The 18,799-nt window shown below is 69.0% G+C and carries 18 protein-coding genes; 6 read left to right on the forward strand and 12 right to left on the reverse strand.

The genetic code is table 11. The features are described from left to right. Positions 1–25: 25 nt before the first annotated feature. The 7 genes from AC27L4_RS32305 to AC27L4_RS32335 form a co-directional block, all read right to left on the reverse strand. A complete protein-coding gene (locus AC27L4_RS32305) occupies positions 26–976 on the reverse strand; it encodes a substrate-binding domain-containing protein (protein ID WP_487146814.1) in 951 nt (316 codons plus the stop codon). A gap of 64 nt (positions 977–1,040) precedes the next feature. Beyond that, the gene (locus AC27L4_RS32310; RefSeq protein ID WP_487146815.1) at positions 1,041–2,033 is read right to left on the reverse strand and encodes an ABC transporter permease; all 993 of its coding nucleotides are present in this window, start codon (positions 2,031–2,033) and stop codon (positions 1,041–1,043) included. 13 nt (positions 2,034–2,046) lie between these two features. Next, positions 2,047–2,880, reverse strand: coding sequence for an HAD family hydrolase (locus AC27L4_RS32315; RefSeq protein WP_487146816.1), 834 nt, complete (start codon positions 2,878–2,880; stop codon positions 2,047–2,049). A 4-nt stretch (positions 2,881–2,884) separates the two neighbouring features. Next, a complete protein-coding gene (locus AC27L4_RS32320) occupies positions 2,885–4,351 on the reverse strand; it encodes an aldehyde dehydrogenase family protein (protein WP_487146817.1) in 1,467 nt (488 codons plus the stop codon). A gap of 10 nt (positions 4,352–4,361) precedes the next feature. Then, positions 4,362–5,855 (reverse strand): sugar ABC transporter ATP-binding protein, encoded by a 1,494-nt coding sequence (locus AC27L4_RS32325; protein WP_487146818.1) that lies wholly within the window; start codon positions 5,853–5,855, stop codon positions 4,362–4,364. Positions 5,856–5,905: 50 nt separating this feature from the next. Continuing rightward, on the reverse strand, positions 5,906–6,727 hold the full coding sequence (locus AC27L4_RS32330) for a 3-ketoacyl-ACP reductase (RefSeq protein ID WP_487146819.1): 822 nt from the start codon (positions 6,725–6,727) through the stop codon (positions 5,906–5,908). After that, positions 6,724–7,944 carry a CaiB/BaiF CoA transferase family protein gene (locus tag AC27L4_RS32335; protein ID WP_487146820.1) on the reverse strand — a complete coding sequence of 407 codons (1,221 nt, stop codon included), beginning with the start codon at positions 7,942–7,944 and terminating at the stop codon, positions 6,724–6,726. The genes AC27L4_RS32330 and AC27L4_RS32335 overlap by 4 nt, the downstream gene beginning before the upstream one ends. A 136-nt stretch (positions 7,945–8,080) precedes the next feature. On the opposite strand from AC27L4_RS32335, the gene AC27L4_RS32340 reads away from it, so the two are divergent. Both AC27L4_RS32340 and AC27L4_RS32345 read left to right on the forward strand, forming a co-directional pair. Beyond that, complete coding sequence (locus AC27L4_RS32340; protein WP_487146821.1) at positions 8,081–9,109, forward strand: LacI family DNA-binding transcriptional regulator; 1,029 nt, start codon at positions 8,081–8,083, stop codon at positions 9,107–9,109. Between the two features lie 26 nt (positions 9,110–9,135). After that, a complete protein-coding gene (locus AC27L4_RS32345; RefSeq protein ID WP_487146822.1) occupies positions 9,136–9,420 on the forward strand; it encodes a muconolactone Delta-isomerase family protein in 285 nt (94 codons plus the stop codon). Between the two features lie 41 nt (positions 9,421–9,461). On the opposite strand, the gene AC27L4_RS32350 is transcribed toward AC27L4_RS32345, so the two are convergent. From AC27L4_RS32350 to AC27L4_RS32365, 4 genes are all read right to left on the reverse strand, one after another. After that, the gene (locus AC27L4_RS32350; protein ID WP_487146823.1) at positions 9,462–10,739 is read right to left on the reverse strand and encodes an L-fuconate dehydratase; all 1,278 of its coding nucleotides are present in this window, start codon (positions 10,737–10,739) and stop codon (positions 9,462–9,464) included. 80 nt (positions 10,740–10,819) lie between these two features. Then, positions 10,820–11,764, reverse strand: coding sequence for a substrate-binding domain-containing protein (locus tag AC27L4_RS32355; protein ID WP_487146824.1), 945 nt, complete (start codon positions 11,762–11,764; stop codon positions 10,820–10,822). Between the two features lie 101 nt (positions 11,765–11,865). Next, positions 11,866–12,864, reverse strand: coding sequence for an ABC transporter permease (locus tag AC27L4_RS32360; protein ID WP_487146825.1), 999 nt, complete (start codon positions 12,862–12,864; stop codon positions 11,866–11,868). Continuing rightward, complete coding sequence (locus AC27L4_RS32365; RefSeq protein ID WP_487146826.1) at positions 12,861–14,405, reverse strand: sugar ABC transporter ATP-binding protein; 1,545 nt, start codon at positions 14,403–14,405, stop codon at positions 12,861–12,863. Before AC27L4_RS32365 ends, AC27L4_RS32360 begins: the two co-directional genes overlap by 4 nt. A 212-nt stretch (positions 14,406–14,617) precedes the next feature. Between AC27L4_RS32365 and AC27L4_RS32370 the strand changes: the two genes are divergently transcribed. Next, positions 14,618–15,397, forward strand: coding sequence for an IclR family transcriptional regulator (locus tag AC27L4_RS32370; RefSeq protein WP_487146827.1), 780 nt, complete (start codon positions 14,618–14,620; stop codon positions 15,395–15,397). A gap of 111 nt (positions 15,398–15,508) precedes the next feature. Next, the gene (locus tag AC27L4_RS32375) at positions 15,509–16,015 is read left to right on the forward strand and encodes an AAA family ATPase (RefSeq protein WP_487146828.1); all 507 of its coding nucleotides are present in this window, start codon (positions 15,509–15,511) and stop codon (positions 16,013–16,015) included. Between the two features lie 44 nt (positions 16,016–16,059). Here AC27L4_RS32375 and AC27L4_RS32380 read toward each other — a convergent pair whose 3' ends face one another. Continuing rightward, positions 16,060–16,857: an AraC family transcriptional regulator gene (locus tag AC27L4_RS32380; protein ID WP_487146829.1), complete on the reverse strand. Its 798-nt coding sequence runs from the start codon at positions 16,855–16,857 to the stop codon at positions 16,060–16,062. Positions 16,858–16,961: 104 nt separating this feature from the next. Here AC27L4_RS32380 and AC27L4_RS32385 point away from each other — a divergent pair, with 104 nt between their 5' ends. Together AC27L4_RS32385 and AC27L4_RS32390 are read left to right on the forward strand one after the other, a co-directional pair. Continuing rightward, entirely contained in the window at positions 16,962–18,167 is a 1,206-nt protein-coding gene (locus AC27L4_RS32385; RefSeq protein ID WP_487146830.1) for an MFS transporter, read from the forward strand. Between the two features lie 276 nt (positions 18,168–18,443). Next, the gene (locus tag AC27L4_RS32390; protein ID WP_487146831.1) at positions 18,444–18,728 is read left to right on the forward strand and encodes a hypothetical protein; all 285 of its coding nucleotides are present in this window, start codon (positions 18,444–18,446) and stop codon (positions 18,726–18,728) included. Positions 18,729–18,799: the final 71 nt, after the last annotated feature.

Consider the following 18,799-nt stretch of genomic DNA (forward strand, 5'->3'; position numbering starts at 1 on the left):
TGCCGCGGCCCGCCGGACTTGCGCGTCAGATGCCCTTGCCGACGAACTGATCGACATTCGCGCCGGTGACCTGGACGGTCGGCAGCACGATCTCGGCGTCCACGGCCTCGCCCTTGGCGATCCTGTAGGCGGTCTGGATCCCCTCGGGCGCGCAATAGGGGTAGATGAAGCAGGCCGACATCTTGCCGGCCTTGATCGCCTGGAAGGCCGTGTTCTGCCCATCCATGCCGATCACCTTGACGCCGTCGAGGCGGTGGGCCGCCTCCAGGACCTGGATCGCGCCGAGGGCCATTTCGTCGTTGTGCGCGTAGATCGCCTGGATGTCGCCCGGCTTGAACCGCTGGATCATGTCTTCCATGAACTTGACGGCCTTGTCGCGGGTATAGTCGCAATTCTGGTCTGCCACGACCTTGAAGGCCGGAGCCTTGCCGATAACGTTGGCGAAGCCCTTGTGGCGGTCGATGGTGGCCGAGGCGCCGGCCGTGCCCTGCAGCTCGATGATGTTGCCGCCGGACGGCAGGGCCTCGATCAGGAACTTGCCGGCCCCCTCGCCGAGGGGCAGGTTGAGGCCGCCGAGATGGCATGTGACCTTGGCGTTGACCTTGCGGTCGAGCGTCAGCACGGGGATGCCGGCCGCCATGGCGTCGCGGACCACCGGCGTCAGCGCCTGCTCGGTGAGCGGCGAGATCACCAGGACCTTGATGCCCTGGGCCATCAGGCTTTCGACGTCCGCGACCTGCTTGGCCGCGTCGTTGTTGCCGTCGGTGACGATCAGGTCGATGTCGGAATAATGCTCCTGGGCGTATTTGCGGTTCACCTCCACCATGGCGACCCGCCAGGGATGGTTCATCGTGCCCTGGCTGAAACCGATCTTGAGCTTGTCTGCGGCGCGGGCGCTGCGCGGCGCGAGCCCCATGGTGCCGGCGGCGGCGAGCGCCGCCGAAAGGGTCAGGAACTGCCTGCGGCTGGTCGTCATGAACGTCACTCCTCCCGTTTGATGGACGTTTCCCTGCATCCCCGCGTCGCGATGCGGCGGCCCTTCAGGCCTTGCGGCGACGGCGGTAGACTTCGAACATCACGGCGGCGATGATGATCGCGCCTTTGACGATCTGCTGGGTGAAGGGCGAAATCCCCAGCAGGTTCAGAATGTTGGCGATGACGGCGATGATCGCGGCCCCGATGACCGTCCCGGCCACCCCGCCCTCGCCGCCGAAAAGGCTGGTGCCGCCGATGACGACGATGGCGATCGCCTCCAGCTCCAGATTGGTGCCGGCGGTCGGCTCGCCGACCGTCAGGCGCGAGACGGTGACGAGCGCGGTAAGGGCCGCGAGCAGGCCGGAGATGACGTAGACAGCCATGAGCACGGCACCGACCCGGATGCCTGCCAGGCGCGAGGCCTCGGCATTGGAGCCGACGGCGTAGACCTGGCGTCCGAAGGGCGTGGAGCGCAGCACGAGAAAGGCGGCGAGCGCCACGGCGGCGAAGATCCAGATCGGCACCGGCACGCCCAGCAGGAAGCCGCCGCCGAGGAAATAGAAGCTGTCGGTCGCCGCGCCGAGCGTCTGCGGCTCGCCCTTGGCGATGGTCATGGCGATGCCGCGGCCCATGACCAGCGTGCCGAGCGTCATGATGAAAGGCGGCATGCCGAAGACGACGATGCCGATGCCGTTCAAGGCGCCGAAAGCCATGCCCATGAGCAGGGCGATGGCCATGACCGCCGGGATGGGTAGGCCCGCGGCGAGCAGCATCGCGGTCGAGACCGCCACGACGCCGACGATCGAGCCGACCGACAGGTCGATGCCGCGCGTCAGGATGACGAAGGTCATGCCGACGCTGACGATGCCGAACAGCGCGACCTGCCGGCCGACATTCATCATGTTGCTGAACTGGAAGAAGCTCGGCGACAGGTAGACCGCCACCGCGCACAGCGCCACCAGCACCCAGAGCAGGCCCAGTCCCTGCACCACAGACCGGACCTGGGCGAAGCCGGCCGGCTCCGTCCGCGCATCGCCCCTTGCTGCCATGCCCGTCATTCCCTCCTCCTCTTCAGTCTTGTTCAGTCTTGCGGGCGGGCTCGTCCGGCGCACCACGGCGCAGCCAGTCGGCCGCAACCGCCATGCCCGCGTCGTCGCAGGACGGCCCGACGAAATCCGCCAGGTCCCGGACGGCCGCGACGGCATTGCCGACGGTGATCCGCACGCCCGCCCAGCGCAGCATGTCGAGGTCGTTTTCCGCATCGCCGGCGGCCGCCGTTCGGCTGCGTTCGATGCCGAGGTGCCGGGCGACCCAGGCGAGGGCGGTGCGCTTGGAGACGTGCCGCGGTCCGATCTCGAGCAGGCGCCAATGCGAGCCTGCGACCGACAGCCTGTCGGCGAAGGCCGCGCGCACGGCCGCAAAGCCGCCGTCACCGTCGCCTTCAGCCCGCACGCACATGATCTTGGCGGGCTCCCCGGGCAGGTCGGCGCCGCTCGCCGCGATGGCGAGCCTTTCACCGGTGATCCGCATTTCGCGCCGGGCGAGCGGGCTGTCGCCGACGACGGCGACGCCTTCGGGCCTGTACCAGAGGGCGAGCACACCGGCAGCGCAGGCTCGCTCCATGACCTCGATGGCCATGCGGCGCGCGATCGGCTCCTCGACCAGGGCGCGGCCGCGGCGCAGGCTGCCGATCCAGCCCCCGTTGAAGCAGATGGCAAGGTCGAGAAGGCCGAGCCGTTCCGCATAGGGCATCAGCGCCGCCGGCGAACGCGCCGTCGCCAGCACGATCCTGACGCCCGCTCCGCCCAACCGCGCCAGGGCCGCGACGACGGCGTCCGGCAGGCGGTAGTCGTGGGTCAGCAGCGTGCGGTCCACGTCGCAGGCCAGAAGGTCGATCGGGCGCATCGCCTCAGGCCCCGAAGACCGGCTGGCGCGGGCCGGTGTGGATGAGGAGCGTGCGCAGCTGCGTGAATTCCTCGAACCCGGCCTGCCCCATCTCGTAGCCGAACCCGGACCCCTTCACGCCGGCGAGGGGCAGCTGCGGCGCGCCGTCGATGACCGTGTTCGCCTGGACCCAGCCGCTCTTCAGCCGCTTCGCGACGGTCAGCACCGTGTCGATGCTCCCGGACCAGACATAGTTCGACAGGCCGTAGGCGCTGTCATTGGCCAGCCCGATCGCTTCGTCCATGGTCTCGAACCGGCTGATGCTGAGCACCGGCCCGAAGATCTCCTCGCGGAAGATCGTCATCGACGGCTGGACATGGTCGAACACGGTCGGCTCGACGAAGTGCCCGGCTCCGAGCTTCGCCGCCCCGCCGCCCGCCAGCAGCGTCGCCCCCTCGTCGATGCCGCTCCGTACATAGGCCAGGACCTTGCCGAGATGGGCCTCGTCGATCATGGCCCCGATGTCGGTGCCCTCGTCGAAGGGATCGCCGACCCTCAGCTCGGCGGCGCGGCGGGCGACGCGCGCGATGAAGTCGTCGGCGACGGCGGACTGCACGAACAGGCGCGAACCCGAGACGCAGCATTCGCCGTTGTTGAAGAACACGCCCATCAGCGCGCCGTCGACGGCGGCATCGAGGTCGGCATCGGCGAAGACGATGTTGGCGGACTTGCCGCCGAGTTCCATCGACGTCTTGACGATGTTTCCGGCGGAGCCGCGGATGACGTCCCGGCCGACCCGGGTCGAGCCGGTGAAGGAGATGAAGTCGACCTGCGGATGCTCGGTCAGCCGCCGGCCGACGACGGCCCCCTCCCCGCTGACGACGTTGATGACGCCTGCCGGCACGCCCGCCTCGGCGGCGAGGGCGGCGATTTCAAGCGCGCTGCCCGAGGTGAACTCCGAGGGCTTGACCACCACGCAGCAACCTGCGGCGAGGGCGAAGGGCACCTTCTGCATCAGGATCAGTGCCGGGAAGTTCCAGGGGGTGATCAGTCCCACGACGCCGACCGGCTCGCGCATGACCAGCGCCGTCCGGTTCGGCCCCAGATTGGTGTAGGCGGTACCGGCCATCTGCATGGCCAGGGAGGCGGCATAGCGGGTCAGCCCGACAGCCCCCTGGATGTCGCCGCGCGCGAAGCGGATCGGCTTGCCAGCCTCCTCGACCTCGATGCGCACGAGCCGGTCGGCATTGTCCCGGATGAGGTCGGCGAGGCGGTTGAGGACTTCGGCGCGCTCCATGCCGCTCAGCCGCGGCCAGTCGCCATGCTCGAACGCCGACCGGGCGGCCGCGACGGCCCGGTCCATGTCGGCCGGCGTTCCCTTCGCGAAGCGGGCGACCAGCCGGCCGTGCGCCGGCGACAGCCGGTCGATCCGGTCAGGGGCGCCGTCGTCGGGACGGCCGTCGATGAAGTGGGTATAGTCGCGAGCCGGCATGGCGGCCTCCTCAGTTCCAGACCGCATGCGACATCAGCGTTTCTTCGCTGGCGTCCCGGCCCTCGACGATCGCCGACACCTGCCCCTGCCGCATGACCATGATGCGGTCGCACAGCCCCAGCACTTCCGGGAGCTCGGAGGAGACCATGACCACGCTCGCCCCCATTCCGGCCGTGAGCTGGACGAGCAGGTCGTAGATCTCCCGCTTGGCCGCCACGTCGACGCCGCGCGTCGGCTCGTCGACCAGCAGGATCTGCGTGCCGGCGCTGAGCTGGCGCGCGATGCCGCACTTCTGCTGGTTGCCGCCCGAGAGGGTGCGCACCCGCGTCGCACCGGACGGGGTCTTGATGCGCATCCGGCCGATGTAGTCGCCGACCTTCTCGCGCTCGCGGCCCGTCAGCAGGAAGCCGCGCGGGGCCAGCGCGCCGAGCGAGGAGATGGTCACGTTGAAGGCGACGGACTGGTCGAGGAACAGGCCCTCGGTCTTGCGGTCTTCGGGCAGCAGCCCGATGCCGCTGGCGAGAGCCACGCGCGGGCTGCCTATGGCGAGGCGCTCGCCGTCGATGCGGATCTCGCCCCCGTCGATGCGGTCGGCGCCGGCAATCGCCCTGAGCACCTCGGTGCGTCCCGAGCCGGCAAGGCCGCATATGCCGAAGATCTCGCCGCGCCGGACCTCGAAGCTGATGTCCTTCAGCACCCCCTTGCGGCTGAGGCCGGAAACGGCGAGGCGAACTTCGTCGCGCGGCGCGGCGCGCCGGGGAAAGATGTCGCTCATCTCGCGGCCGACCATCTGCCGGATCAGGCCTGCCGTGGTCGTGCCGGCGATCGGCGCGGTCGAGATCAGACGGCCGTCGCGCAGCACCGTGACGTCGTCGCAGATCTCGTAGAGCTCCTTGAGCCGGTGCGAGATGTAGATGAAGGCGACGCCCTGCTCGCGGCTGAGCGTGCGGATGATCGAAAACAGGTTCGTCAGCTCGCTGTCGCCCAGCACCGCGGACGGCTCGTCGAGGACGACGATGCGGGCCTGTCGGGAGATCGCCTTGGCGATCTCGACCATCTGGCGCTGCGCGACGCTCAGCCGGTCGATGCGCGCCGCCGGATCGACGTGGAAATTGAGCCTCTGCAGCACTGCCCGGGCCTCGGCGCGGGCCCTGCGCCAGTCGACGAGGCCAAGGCGGTTGCGCGGCAGGCGGCCGAGGAAGATGTTCTCGGCCACCGTGAGGTGCGGCGCCTGGGCCAGTTCCTGGTAGATGACGGCGATGCCGAGCTCGAGCATGCGCTCGGGCGTCGGATGCCCGATCACGGTCCCGTCGATCGCGATCGTGCCCTCGCTCGCCGGCTGGGCGCCGGAGAGGATGCGCATCAGCGTCGACTTGCCGGCGCCGTTCTCGCCGACCAGGCCGTGGACGCTGCCGCGTGCGACGGAGAAGCCGACATCCCTGAGCGCGTAGACGCCGGGGAACCGCTTGTGGATCCCCTTCATCTCCAGGACCGGAGTTGCCATGAGAGCCTCCTCGACAACTGTGAAATCGTTTTCTCAGATGGCCGAAAAAATCAGAGCCGGGGGATCTGCATCCCACCGCCGATGTTGAAGACGTCGCCCGTGCTGAACGGGATGCCGCCGGTGACGAGGGTGGCGATGCCGCGCGCGATGTCCTCGGGCTGGCCCCAGCGGCGGATGGCCGACAGCTGGCCGTTCTCGATGCCGTGGCTGTAGCGCTCGACCACGTCCGCGGTCATGTCGGTGCGGATCAGCCCGGGCCGGACCTCGTAGACCTTGATGTCGTGCCCGGCCAGACTGAGCGCGAACTGCTGCGAGGCCATGGAGAGCCCGGCTTTGGAAATGCAGTAGGGCCCCTTTTCCGGCGACACGAGGTGGGCGTTCGCCGACGTGATGAACACGATCGACCGGTCCGCCGGCGCGTCCGCGCGCCGGATCATCTGCCGCGCCACCGTCTGGGTCAGGAAGAAGGTGCCGCGCAGGTTGATGGCGATCAGCCGGTCGAAACTTTCCTCCGACACATCCAGCAGATCGCCGCGCTCGGCCACCTGGACGCCGGCATTGTTGACGAGACAGTCGACCGGGCCGAGATCGGCCTCGACGGCTGCGAGGAACGCCGCGTGATCCGCGGTGCGGGCGATGTCCAGCCGGTAGAAGCGTGCCCGGCGCCCCTGCTCGCCGACGAGCTGCACGGTCTGCCCGCCCCCCTCGTCCTCGGCGATGTCGACCACGGCCACGTCGAAGCCTGCCGCCGCCAGCTCGCCGCAGATCGCCCGGCCGATGCCGCGGCGCGCGCCGGTGACGACGGCGACGCCACGCTTGCCCGTAGCCGAGCCCGCCTGGCCCGGCCGGGCGTCGATGCCGAGACCGTTCATCGGGCGGCCTCCTTCCCGGCTTGCTCCCGCGGCTCGGCGGCGGCGACGGAGCGGCCTGCCAGCAGCCGCTCGACCTCGGCCGGCGCGTAGCCGTGCTCGGCGAGGATCTCGCGGGTGTGCTCGCCGATGTCGAGCGCCAGCACCCGCAGATCCGGCACCTTGCCGTCGTAGCGGTTGGGATGGTTGACCAAGTGAATCCGGCGGCCGCGCACGTCCACTTCGCGGAAGACCTCGGAATGGGCGAGCTGGGAGTCGTCGAGAAGCTGGTCGTAGTAGTTGACGGGCGCCCACCAGACATTGTGGCGGTCGAAGCGCCCGCCGAGGTCCTCGACCGTGAAGCGCGCCGTGGCCTCGGCAAGGTGCCGGGCGAAGGCGTCGCGATCCTCGTAACGATCGGCCGCGAGCATGGCCCGCAGCGCCTCGCTGTCGACCGCCTCGGCCAGATGGGCGGTCTGGCAGAGCGACACGACGACATGGCCGTCGGCGGCGGGATAGACGCCGTAGGGTGCCTCGTGGAACCAGGTCGCCAGGTTCTTGCGCCGCTCCAGCGCCTTGCGCTCGATGCCGCCGGCGAGCCAGTTCACCAACGGCTCGCCCTGCAGGTCGATGCCGGCATTGAGCAGGCTGCCCTCGACGCGCGTGCCCCTGCCCTCGCGCATGCGGCGGATCAGGGCGCCGAGAATGCCCATGGCGAGCAACGCGCCGCCGTGCTGGTCGACCACCGCTGCCCCGACGGGTGTCGGACCTCCTTCGGGCGTGCCCGTGACGCTGATCAGGCCCGAACGGGCCTGTACCAGGAGATCCTGGCCCGGCTTGTCGGCCAGCGGGCCGCTCGAACCGAAGCCGCTGGCGGACGCGAAGACCAGCGTCGGATTCAGGTCCCTGAGCTCGGCCTCGCCGAAGCCGAGGCGGGCGAACACGCCGGGCCGGAAGTTCTCGAGCACGACGTCGGCGGCGGCAATGAGCTTGCGGGCCACTGCCTTGCCGTCCGGATTCTTCAGATCGATGGCGATCGAGCGCTTGTTGCGGTTGGCGCAGAGATAGAAGCCGCTCACGCCCTCGACATAGACGTTGGCGCCTGACCAGAGGCGCTCATAGGCCCCGGTCAGCGGCTCGACCTTGATGACGTCCGCCCCCATGTCGGCCAGGTACTGGTCCGCCGCCGGCCCTTGCAGGAAGTGGCAGAAGCTGACGACCTTGATTCCGTCGAGAAGCATGTCTCCTCCCATGCAATCTGTGAAATCGATTTCTCATATTCCCGCAGGCCTGTCAACGATCGTTGAAAAAATCCTTTTTTATCTGTTAGAAACGGGAAGCTCGTGCGATAAATCGCTTTCACGCAGGGAGGAGCCGTTGGTCGTTGAAGCTGACCGTGCCGGCACCAAGCTCATCGACGTCGCCCGCCGGGCCGGCTGTTCGGCGGCAACCGTGTCACGGGTGCTCAACAACAATCCCAAGGTAGGGCCCGGCGTGCGCGAGCGTGTGCTGAAGGCCGCGAGCGAGCTCGGCTACGTGCCGAACGGCTCGGCCCGGGCCCTGCGCTCCACCCGCACCCGGCTGGTCGGCGCGATCATCCCGACCCTCGACCATGCGATCTACGCCACCATGGTCAACAGCCTGCAGGCGCGGCTCGCCGAACGCGAGGTGTCGATCATCATCAGCACGACCTTCTACGACATCGATATGGAGCTGGAGCAGGCCCGCCTCCTGGTGGAACGTGGCGTCGAGGCCATCGTCCTGGTCGGCTCGACGCACCGCCGGGAAACGCTTGCCCTGCTCGAGCAGCGCGGCATCCCCTATGTCTTCACCTACACCGCGACGGCCACCGCCGTGGGCGCGGCGATCGGCTTCGACAACGAGAAGGCCGGGCGCATGGCGGCGCGCTATCTGCTCGACCTCGGGCATGCCAGGCTGGCGATGATCGCCGGCATCACCGAGAACAACGACCGCGCCTCCTCCCGCCGCGACGGGTTCGTCAACGAACTCCTGCGCAGCGGGCTGAAGAGCAGGGCCGTCCCGGTGCTCGAATCCGCCTACACGATCGAAGGCGGGCGCTCGGCCATGCGGATGCTGATGGCGCGGCCGGGCCGTCCGACGGCCGTGTTCTGCGGCAGCGACATCATCGCCGCCGGGGCGATCAAATATTGCCATGAGAATGGTCTTGCCGTCCCCGCGGATGTCTCGATCCTCGGTTTCGACAATCTGGAGATCGCCGAGCTGACGACCCCGGATCTGACGACCGTCGAAGTTCCCGCCCGTGAGATGGGACTGATCGCGGGCGACTATCTCATCGCCTCGCCGGCGCAACGCCGGCATATGCGCCAGCACGAGCTGCCGCTCCGGCTGGTGGTGCGCGCCAGCACCGCCGCCGTCGCACGCTGACCACTCCAGGACCACGGGCCGATCCCATGCAGTTCCTCGTCATTTCCCGACGGCTGACCGAAGCGTTCTCCGACGAGGACTTCGCGCCGATCGTCCCCCTCGAAGGCGCCCGGGCGCGCGAGCTCTACGCGGCCGGCTTCACCCGCCAGATCTGGCATCGCGGCGACCGTCCGGGCGCCTGCCAGATCGTCGAAGCCCCGGATCTGGCCGAGGTCAGGAAGCAGCTCTCCACCCTGCCGCTCGCCGCCGCCGGCATGATCGAGTTCGACGTCATTCCGCTGCGGCCCTATGCCGGCTTCGCCGCTCCCTGACGGCATGTCCGTCGGAGGCCGGCTTCGACGAACGTCGCACCCTACGCGCCGAAGCGGTAGGCCTGCAGGGTGTCCGGCTTCATCTCGATCGAGAAGCCCGGCGCGGCGGGCGGCATATAGGCGGCGTCGCGGATGATGCAGGGGTGCTTGAAGTGCTCGTGCAGGTGGTCGACATACTCCACGACCCGGCCCTCACGGGTGCCGGCGATGCAGACATAGTCGATCATCGACAGGTGCTGCACATATTCGCACAGGCCGACGCCGCCAGCATGCGGGCAGACCGGCAGGCCGTACTTGGCCGCCATCAGCATGACGGCGAGGATCTCGTTGACGCCGCCGAGCCGGCAGGAATCGATCTGCACCACGTCGATGGCGCCGCGCATGATGAACTGCTTGAACAGGATGCGGTTCTGGCACATCTCGCCGGTCGCGACCTTCACCGGCGCCACCCCTTGGCGGATCGTCCGGTGCCCCTCGACGTCGTCCGGGCTGGTCGGCTCCTCGATGAACCAGGGCTTGGCGAAGGCCAGGGCGCGCACCCAGTCGATCGCCTGGCCGACTTCCCAGACCTGGTTGGCGTCGATCATCAGCTGGCGATCGGGTCCCAGCACCTCGCGCGCGATGCGCAGGCGGCGGATGTCGTCGTCCCGGTCGCGCCCGACCTTCAGCTTGATATGGTTGAAGCCGGCCTCAACCGCCTCGCGGCAGAGCCGCCTCAGCTTCTCGTCCTCATAGCCGAGCCAGCCGGCGGAGGTGGTGTAGCAGGGATAGCCCTCGCGCTCGAGCACAGCGATCCGCTCGGCCTTGCCGGCCGCCTTCGCCTGCAGCATCGCCAGCGCTTCCTCGGGCGTGATGCAGTCGGTGAGGTAGCGAAAGTCGATGCATCGCACGAACTCCTCCGGCGTCATGTCGGCCACCAGCCGCCACACCGGCTTGCCTTCCATCTTGGCCCGGAGATCCCACACCGCGTTGACGACGGCGCCCGTGGCCAGGTGGATGGCGCCCTTGTCCGGGCCGATCCAGCGCAGCTGGCTGTCGGAGGTGACATGGCGCCAGAAGGCCCCCATGTCCGCGGCGACATCCTCCATCCTCAGGCCGACGACCAGATGGCGCATGGCCTCGATCGCGGCGCAGCAGATCTCGTTGCCGCGGCCGATGGTGAAGGTCAGCCCATGGCCTTCAAGGCCCGGCCGGTCGGTCTCGAGGATGAGATAGGCCGCCGAATAATCGGGATCCGGGTTCATCGCATCCGAGCCGTCGAGATGCTGTGAGGTCGGGAAGCGCAGGTCGAGCACCCGCATTCCGGTGATGCTGGTCATGGTCCGATACCCCGTCTCGCCGCGGCCCTGGAACTGGGCCGGAGGCGGATGCCGCCTCCGGCATGGTCGAACGTCGCCGATCAGTCGTAGAGGACCGCCGCGATCTCCGGCTTGTCGATGTTCGACTTGTCGTACCAGTAGAAGCCGGTGTCGATCTTCTTCTCCACCGGCTCGCCCTTGATCGCCTTCACCGCGGCTTCGACAGTCTTGTAGCCGATGCCGACCGGGTTCTGGGTGATGGCGCCGGCCATCAGCCCGTCGCGGATCGCCTGCTTCTGCTGGGCGCCGGAGTCGTAGCCGATGACGACGATCTTGCGGTTCATCTCCTTGACGCCGTTGACGACGCCGATGGCCGACCCCTCGTTGGAGCCGAAGATGCCCTTGAGGTCCGGATTGGCCTGCAGGATCGCCTTGGTGATCTCGGTCGACTTCAGGTGGTCGCCTTCGCCGTACTCGATCGAGGCGATCTCGACCTTCGGGTACTTCTCCTTGATGCGGTTGACGAAGCCGTCGCGGCGGTCGACGCCGGTGCGGCTGGTCTGGTCGTGCACGACGAGCGCGATCTTGCCCTCGCCGCCGATCAGCTCGGCCATCTTGTCGGCCGCCAGTGCGGCGGCGGCGACGTTGTCGGTGGCGGCGGTGGCCAGCGGAATGTCGCTGTCGACGCCGCTGTCGAAGGCGATCACCGGGATCTTGGCATCCTTGGCCTGCTGCAGCAGCGGGATAGCTGCCTGGCTGTCCAGCGCCGCGAAGCCGATCGCCGCCGGCTTCTTGGCGAGCGCGGCCGCCAGCATGTCGATCTGGCGGTCGACCTGGGTCTCCGAATCCGGCCCCTCGAAGGTGACGGTGACGCCGAGATCGGCGGCAGCCTTGTCGGCGCCCGCCTTCACGGCCTGCCAGAACTGATGCTGGAAGCCCTTCGAGATGAGCGCGATGTAGGGTTTGTCCTGGGCCGAGGCGATGACGCTCGTGCCCAGCAGGGCTGCGGCGCCGACGGCGCCCAGAACCATGCGACGAGTAAACATGTTGTTTCCATGGAACATTGGGTTGGTCGTTTCTCCGTCAGGGACGTTGCCGCCCTCTTCCTCCTTGTTGGCGCGGCGCGGGCCGCGCGGAATGCCCCTTCTCAGAGGCTGCGACGCCGCAGGATGTCGGTATAGACGGCGAGGATGATGATCGAGCCGGTGACGACGGTCTGCCATTCCTGCGCGACGGAGAGGATACGAAGGCCGTTGGCCAGCACGCTCATGATCAGAGCGCCGATCAGCGTGCCGATGATGGTGCCTCGCCCGCCGCTGAGCGAGGTGCCGCCGATCACCACCGCGGCGATGGCGTCGAGCTCATAGCCCTGGCCGAGCGCCGGCTGCGCCGAGTTGAGGCGCGAGGCGATCAGCAGGCCGGCAATGCCGCAGATGCCGCCGGCCAGCGCGTAGACGGCGATCTTCCAGCGGTCGGTGTTGACGCCGGAGAGCCGGACCGCCTCCTCGTTCGAGCCGAGCGCGAAGGTGAAGCGACCGAGGAGGGTACGCTCCAGGATGAAGGCTGCGCCGAGCGCCACCAGGAACAGGATCAGCACGCCGTTGGGAACCGGCAGGGCCGGGATGAGCGCTCCGATGAGCGAGCCCTGCGAGATCTGGGTGAAGCCGGGCGTCCCGTTGAAATAGATCGGCTTGGTGCCGGAAATCACCAGGGACAGGCCCTTGAGGATCAGCATCATGCCGAGCGTGGCGATGAAAGGCGGAATCTTGAGCTTGGCGACGAAGCTGCCCGAGATCGTGCCGCAGGCCGCGCCGGCCGCGACCGCGGCGATCACGCCGACGCCGAGCGGCATCCCCCAATAGGTCAGCACGACGCCGGTGACGACGGCGCAGAAGGTCATCAGCGTGCCGACCGAAAGGTCGATGCCGCCGGTGATGATCACCAGCGTCGCCGCCACGGCGAGCACGCCGTTCACCGAAGTCGCCTGCAGGATGCTCAGGACGTTGCTGGTCTGCAGGAAGTTCGGCGAGGCGAAGCTGAAGCCGGCGACCAGCACGATCAGGCTGGCGAAGGCCAGGAGCCGGTGGTGGGCTCCGGAAAGACGTCGGGTGCCCGGGCTCGATGCGGGGGCGGTCGCGGTGCTCATTGGTTCGTTTCCCCTGCCGGCGCCTTCGGGCCGCCGCCGTCGGCGGCCCCTCCCCTCCGGGTCGCCAGCGCCATGATCTCCTCCTGCGAGGCCCCGGCGGGCAGCATGCCCGTCAGCCGACCCTCGCACATGACGGCGATCCGGTGGCTGAGCCTGAGGATCTCCGGCAATTCCGAAGAGATGACGATGATGGCGCGCCCCTGGCCCGCCAGCGTGTTCAAGAGCTGGTAGATCTCGCTCTTGGCGCCGACGTCGATGCCGCGCGTCGGCTCGTCGAAGATCAGCACCTCGCAATCGCGCAGCAGCCATTTGGCGATGACCACCTTCTGCTGGTTACCTCCGGACAGGAGCCGCACTTCCTGCCGGTCCGACGGCGTCTTGATCGAGAGCTGGCCGATATAGCGGATGGCGACGTCGCGCATGGCCGCTTCCCGCAGCAGCCCGCCGGCGTCGGCGAAGCGCGACAGGCTGGCCATGGCGATGTTGTTGCGCACGTCCATGCCGGTGGCGAGGCCGAAATGCTTGCGGTCCTCCGACAGATAGCCGATGCCGGCGCGCACCGCGTCCTGGGGCCGGGCGATCCCGACCTTCCGGCCGTGCACGTAGATCTCGCCGCCTTCGAGCGGGTCGGCGCCGAAGATGGCGCGCGCCACCTCGGTGCGGCCGGCGCCCATCAGCCCGGCGAAACCGAGGATCTCGCCCTTGCGGACGGAAAAGCTCACATCGCGGATGGCCGAGCCGCGCCGGAGGTTCCGCACCTCCAGCACGGTCTCGGACCCGGCATGATCCGGCACGACGGCGCGCTCGTCGGTCAGCGCCCGCCCGACCATCATGGCGATGATCCTGTCCACGGGCGTGGAGGCCGCCGGCACCGTGTCGATATATTCGCCGTCGCGCATGACGGTCACCCGGTCGGCGATGCGCTTGAGCTCGTCCATCTTGTGGGAGATGTAGACGATGCCGACACCCTCGGCCTTGAGGTCGCGGATGATGGCGAAGAGCTGGTTGATCTCGGCGTCGTTCAGCGCCGCCGTCGGCTCGTCCATGATCAGCACGCGCGAACGATGCGACAGTGCCTTGGCGATCTCCACCATCTGCTGCAGGGCGATGGTGAGGCGCGAGACCTCGGTGCGCGGGTCGAGCCTGAGGTTCATCCGGGCGAAGATCCCCGCCGCGTCGGCGTTGAGCTTCGCCTCGTCCAGCAGCAGCCCGCCAGCCTTGCGCGGCTCGCGGCCGACGAAGATATTCTGCGCGGCCGTCAGATCCGGCATCAGGTTGAGTTCCTGATGGATGATCGAGATGCCGAGCTGCTGCGCCCGCCGCGGCGACGAAATCTCGACCGGCTTGCCGGCGAGCAGGATCTCGCCTTCGTCGCGCTGATAGATGCCGGCGAGAATCTTCATCAGCGTCGACTTGCCGGCGCCGTTCTCGCCCATCAGGGCATGAACCTCGCCGGAGTGGAGCTCGAGGCGCGCCTTGTGCAGCGCCCGCACGCCCGGAAACGCCTTGCTGATGCCGGTCATCGAGACCAGGACGGTCATGGCACGGCCCTCGTCGCGGCTGGCCGCGGAATCCCGCCCCGCCGGTTCATATGGTGACGCCGCCATGCGCCGGCATCGCCGGGCGCGCAAATTGCAGCCGCATCATCCGTCTCCTCCCCGAACAAACAGCTTGCATTGGAAAAATCCATATACGAACACTCTATTCATATGCAAACCAAAAGAACGTATGGACAGCGGAGAGCTTGGGGACGATGGCCAGGCAGAAGGCGGCGACGGCGGCAGCCGACGAGGACCAGCGCTACCGGGCGCCGGCACTGGACAAGGGACTGGACATCCTGGAGCTGCTCTCGGAGCAGCCGGGCGGCCTGACACGGGCCGAGATCGTCAAGGCGATGGGCCGCAGCCCGAGCGAGGTCTACCGTATGCTCGAGCGGCTGGTCGCGCGCGACTATGTCAGCCGCTCGCGCGAGGGCGACCGCTACGCGCTGACCATGAAGCTGTTCGTGCTGGCCCATCGCCATCCGCCGGTGCGGCGGCTGGTCGCCCGCGCCCGGCCGGTGATGGACGCCTTCGCGATCGAGAGCGGCCAGTCCTGCCATCTCGTCGTGGCCGACCGCGACACGGCCACGGTGGTCGCCCATGCCAGCCCCCCCGGCAACTGGGAGTTCGGCATCAGGCTCGGCGCGTCGATCGATCTGCTGGCCACCGGATCCGGCCAGGTGCTGCTCGCCTTCCAGGACGCGAACGCCCGCGCCGAGATGCTGGCCCGCTGGGAAGGCACCGAGGCGGCGCGGATCCATGCCGAGCTGGAGCCGAGGCTGGGCACCTATCGCGCCGAGGGCTTCCGCGTCGCCGAAAGCCGGCAGATCCGCGGCGTGGACGACATCAGCGTGCCGCTGCTCTCGCCGGACGGCCTCGCCCTCGGCGTCCTGACCTGCCCCTATATCCGCCGGCTCGACGACAGCCAGCCCGACATCGCCCGCACACTGGCGCTGCTCCGGGACGCAGCGGCGAAGCTGTCGCTATCCTGAGGCCCGGGCGGGGCGACGAGCCTGCCGTAGCGGATGCGGTGCATTCATGCCGGCATGCCGCAGACAGGTCGGCGCCGCACTGCCGCGCGTGCAGACAGGAGCAGAGCGGCGATGAGGTGCGTGCTGATCACCGGCATGTCCGGCACCGGCAAGTCCGCGGCGATCGCCGAGCTGGTCGCTCGCGGCCGCCGGGCCGAGGATCTCGACACGCCGGAATGGTCCGAATGGGTCGAGGCCGATCCGGCCGACGGCCTGACGCCGGACCAGGGCCGGGACTGGGTCTGGCGCGAGGACCGCGTCCGGGCGCTGCTGTCGGAACCGGGCGAAGGAACGCTGTTCGTCAGCGGCTGCGCCGAGAACATGGGCCGGCTGCTGCCGCTGCTCGACCTTGTCATCCTGCTCTCCGCCCCTGTCGAGACGCTGATGCAGCGCCTCGCGGCGCGTTCGCCCGGCGGCTACGGCCATGACCCGGCCGAGCGGCGCAAGGTCGCCGGCCTGCTCGCCGCGGTCGAGCCGCTGCTCCGCCGGACCGCCGATCACGAGATCGACACGCGCCGGCCGGTCGCCGCCACCGTCGACGCGATCCTGCAACTGGCGGAGAAGGCCGGCCCGCGATGACCGGCGCCGCCGGCGAGGCCCCCTCCTCAGCTCCGCTCCGGCGTTCAGGCCTCCCCGGCGCCGATGGCAGCCGCGAAATACTTGCCGGGCGTCTTGCCGAGCGACTTGCGGAACATCGTGATGAACGCCGTCACGGATTCATAGCCGAGCTCGCCCGAGACCTGCTGCACCGTGGCCCCGGCCGAGAGCTGGCGCAGGGCGACGACGAGGTGCAACTGCCGGCGCCAGCGGCCGAAGGTGAGGCCGGTCTCCTTCTTGACCAGCCGGGCGAGCGAGCGCTCGCTCATGGCGACGCGCCCGGCCCAGTCGGCCAGGGTGCCGCGGTCGGCCGGGTTGTCCGCCAGCTCCGCCGCGATCCGCCGGATGCGCGGTTCCGGCGAGGTCGGCAGGTGCAGCCGCTCGATCCGCATGCGCGTCAGTTGGTCGAGGAGCACGCCGACCAGCCGGCCGGTGGCGCTGTCGCCGGCATAGGCCCCGGTCTCGCCGGCAAGATGCAGAATCATCTCGCGCACCATCGGCGTGATCGACAGGGTGCAGCATTCGGCCGGCAGCGCCGCCGCGCCGGGCTCGACGAACAGGTAGCAGACGCGGGCATTGGCGGTGGCCCGGACGCTGTGCGGCATCTGCCAGGGGATCCAGACCGCACAGCCCGGTGGCACCATCCACACCGCCTCCGGAACCTCGCAGGTCACCCCGCCGCGCAGGGCCAGCACCAGCTGGCCCTGGCGATGCTGGTGCACCGGCACCTCGCTGCGCTGCTCGCGCATGTCGACGCGCATGGCGAAGGCGGGCTTGCCGGCCCTCTCCGGATCGAAGGTCCGCAGGGAGAGTTCGAGCGACACGCGGTTCTGTCTGCTTTCAGCGATCGGATGTCATTATCGCTGAATTCTTTCGCATCGCCAGCCGCTAATCAGGACGGCGGAAACCGCAAGTCCGAGTCCGCTCCATGACCCGTCCGTCCGCCCCGATCGCCAGGCCGGCCCTGCTCGTCGCCGGCTTGCTCCTGATCGCCGCCGGCCAGCGCGCGCCGATCACCGGCGTGGCGCCGGTCCTGGAGATGATCCAGGCGACATTCGGCCTCGACCCGGCCCAGGCGGGCATCCTCACCACCCTGCCGCTGCTCGCCTTCGCCGTGCTCTCGCCCTTCGCCGCGACCATCGCCCGCGGATACGGCCTGGAGCGCACCCTGTTCGGCGCCCTGGTGGTCATCGCCGGCGGCGTGGCGGTGCGCTCCCTCGGGCCGGTCTGGTCGCTCTATCTCGGCACCTGGGCGATCGGCTGCGGCATCGCCGTCCTGAACGTGCTGATCCCGAGCCTGATCAAGCGCGACTTTCCCGGCAGGGTCCCGGCCCTGACCGGAGCCTGCGCCGTGACCACCAGCGCCTTCGCCGCGCTCGCCTCCGCCCTGATGGTGCCGCTCGCCGCCATGCCGGGCGTCGGCTGGCCCGGGGCGCTCGCCGCCGTCATCGTGCTGCAGTTCGCGGCGATGGTGCTGTGGCTGCCCCAGCTCGGGGCGCGCACCGCTCCGGCCGCGGGCACGGCGACGCCGCCGCATGGCGGGCGCGTCTGGCACTCGGCGCTCGCCTGGCAGGTGACGCTGTTCATGGGCGTGAACTCGCTGATGTACTATGTGCTGATCGGCTGGCTCCCCGCCATCCTCGCAGCATCCGGCTTCTCGGCCGCCCAGGCCGGCTCGGTGCATGGCCTGATGCAGCTCACCTCCGCCATCCCCGGCTTCCTGCTGCCGCCGATCATCAGCCGCCTGAAGGACCAGCGCGCCATCGCCGTCGTCCTGGCCGCCCTGATGGGCCTCACCCTGGCGGGCTTCCTGGTGGCCCCGGCCCTGTCGGCGCTGTGGGCTGCCGGCTTCGGCGCCGCCTCGGGCGCCGGGCTGTTGCTGGCGCTGATCTTCATGGGCCTGCGCGTCAGCAATGCCCGCCAGGCGGCGGCCCTCTCAGGCATGGCGCAAGGCGTCGGCTACCTCCTGGCCGCGACCGGCCCCTACCTCGCCGGCAAGGCCCACGACCTCACCGGCGGCTGGACCGCGCCGCTGCTCGGCTGCATCGCCCTCTCCTTCGTCATGGCCGCCGCAGGCGCCCTTGCCGGCCGCCGGCTGCAGATCGGAGCGGACGCCGGGGCCGCGGCCGGGTAACGGCGCTACCGGCTCCGCGTGCGAGCGCTTGCGCGCCCAGGGAAGCCCGAATCGAGTAGTTATGTCCGCCATGGCGTTGCAACGCGTTCGCGATCCGCTCCACAATCTTATCGAGTTCAAGGACAATGAACTTGAACGTGTCCTTTGGCGTGTCATGCAAACGCGTGCGTTCCAGCGCCTGCGCCGCGTCAAGCGGTTCGGCTTCTCGGACCTCGTCTATCGCCTTCCGCTACAGGCACTATGGTCCCTATTGCGCGAGGCCGAGCACACCGCGAGTTGGGCGGCTCGTATTCGGTTTTCACCGTGCCCGCCTCGACCATGCCGGTCGGCTCCGAAATCCGTCGCAAGGTGGCAAAAGTCGCCAACGACGCAGACGCCATCGAGCTGGAACTGGCAGCCACGGCGGTCTTCTTGGCGCAGGAAGGCTACGACAAGCCATGGGACGAGACGGCCAGGCGCAAGCCTGAGAAAGCCGAGAATGGGCACCTGGATGGAGCGAAGGCCCTTCTGCGCACGCTGGCGCATATTCCCACCCCGATTGCACTGCCCGCAATCGCTTGATGCGAACGGACGCCGTGTGGCGGACGAATGCAGCCGAGCCTCGCCGCGCCCCGACCCATCGAGGTTCGGTT

It is taken from the genome of Labrys sp. Lb11, from assembly GCF_057554225.1.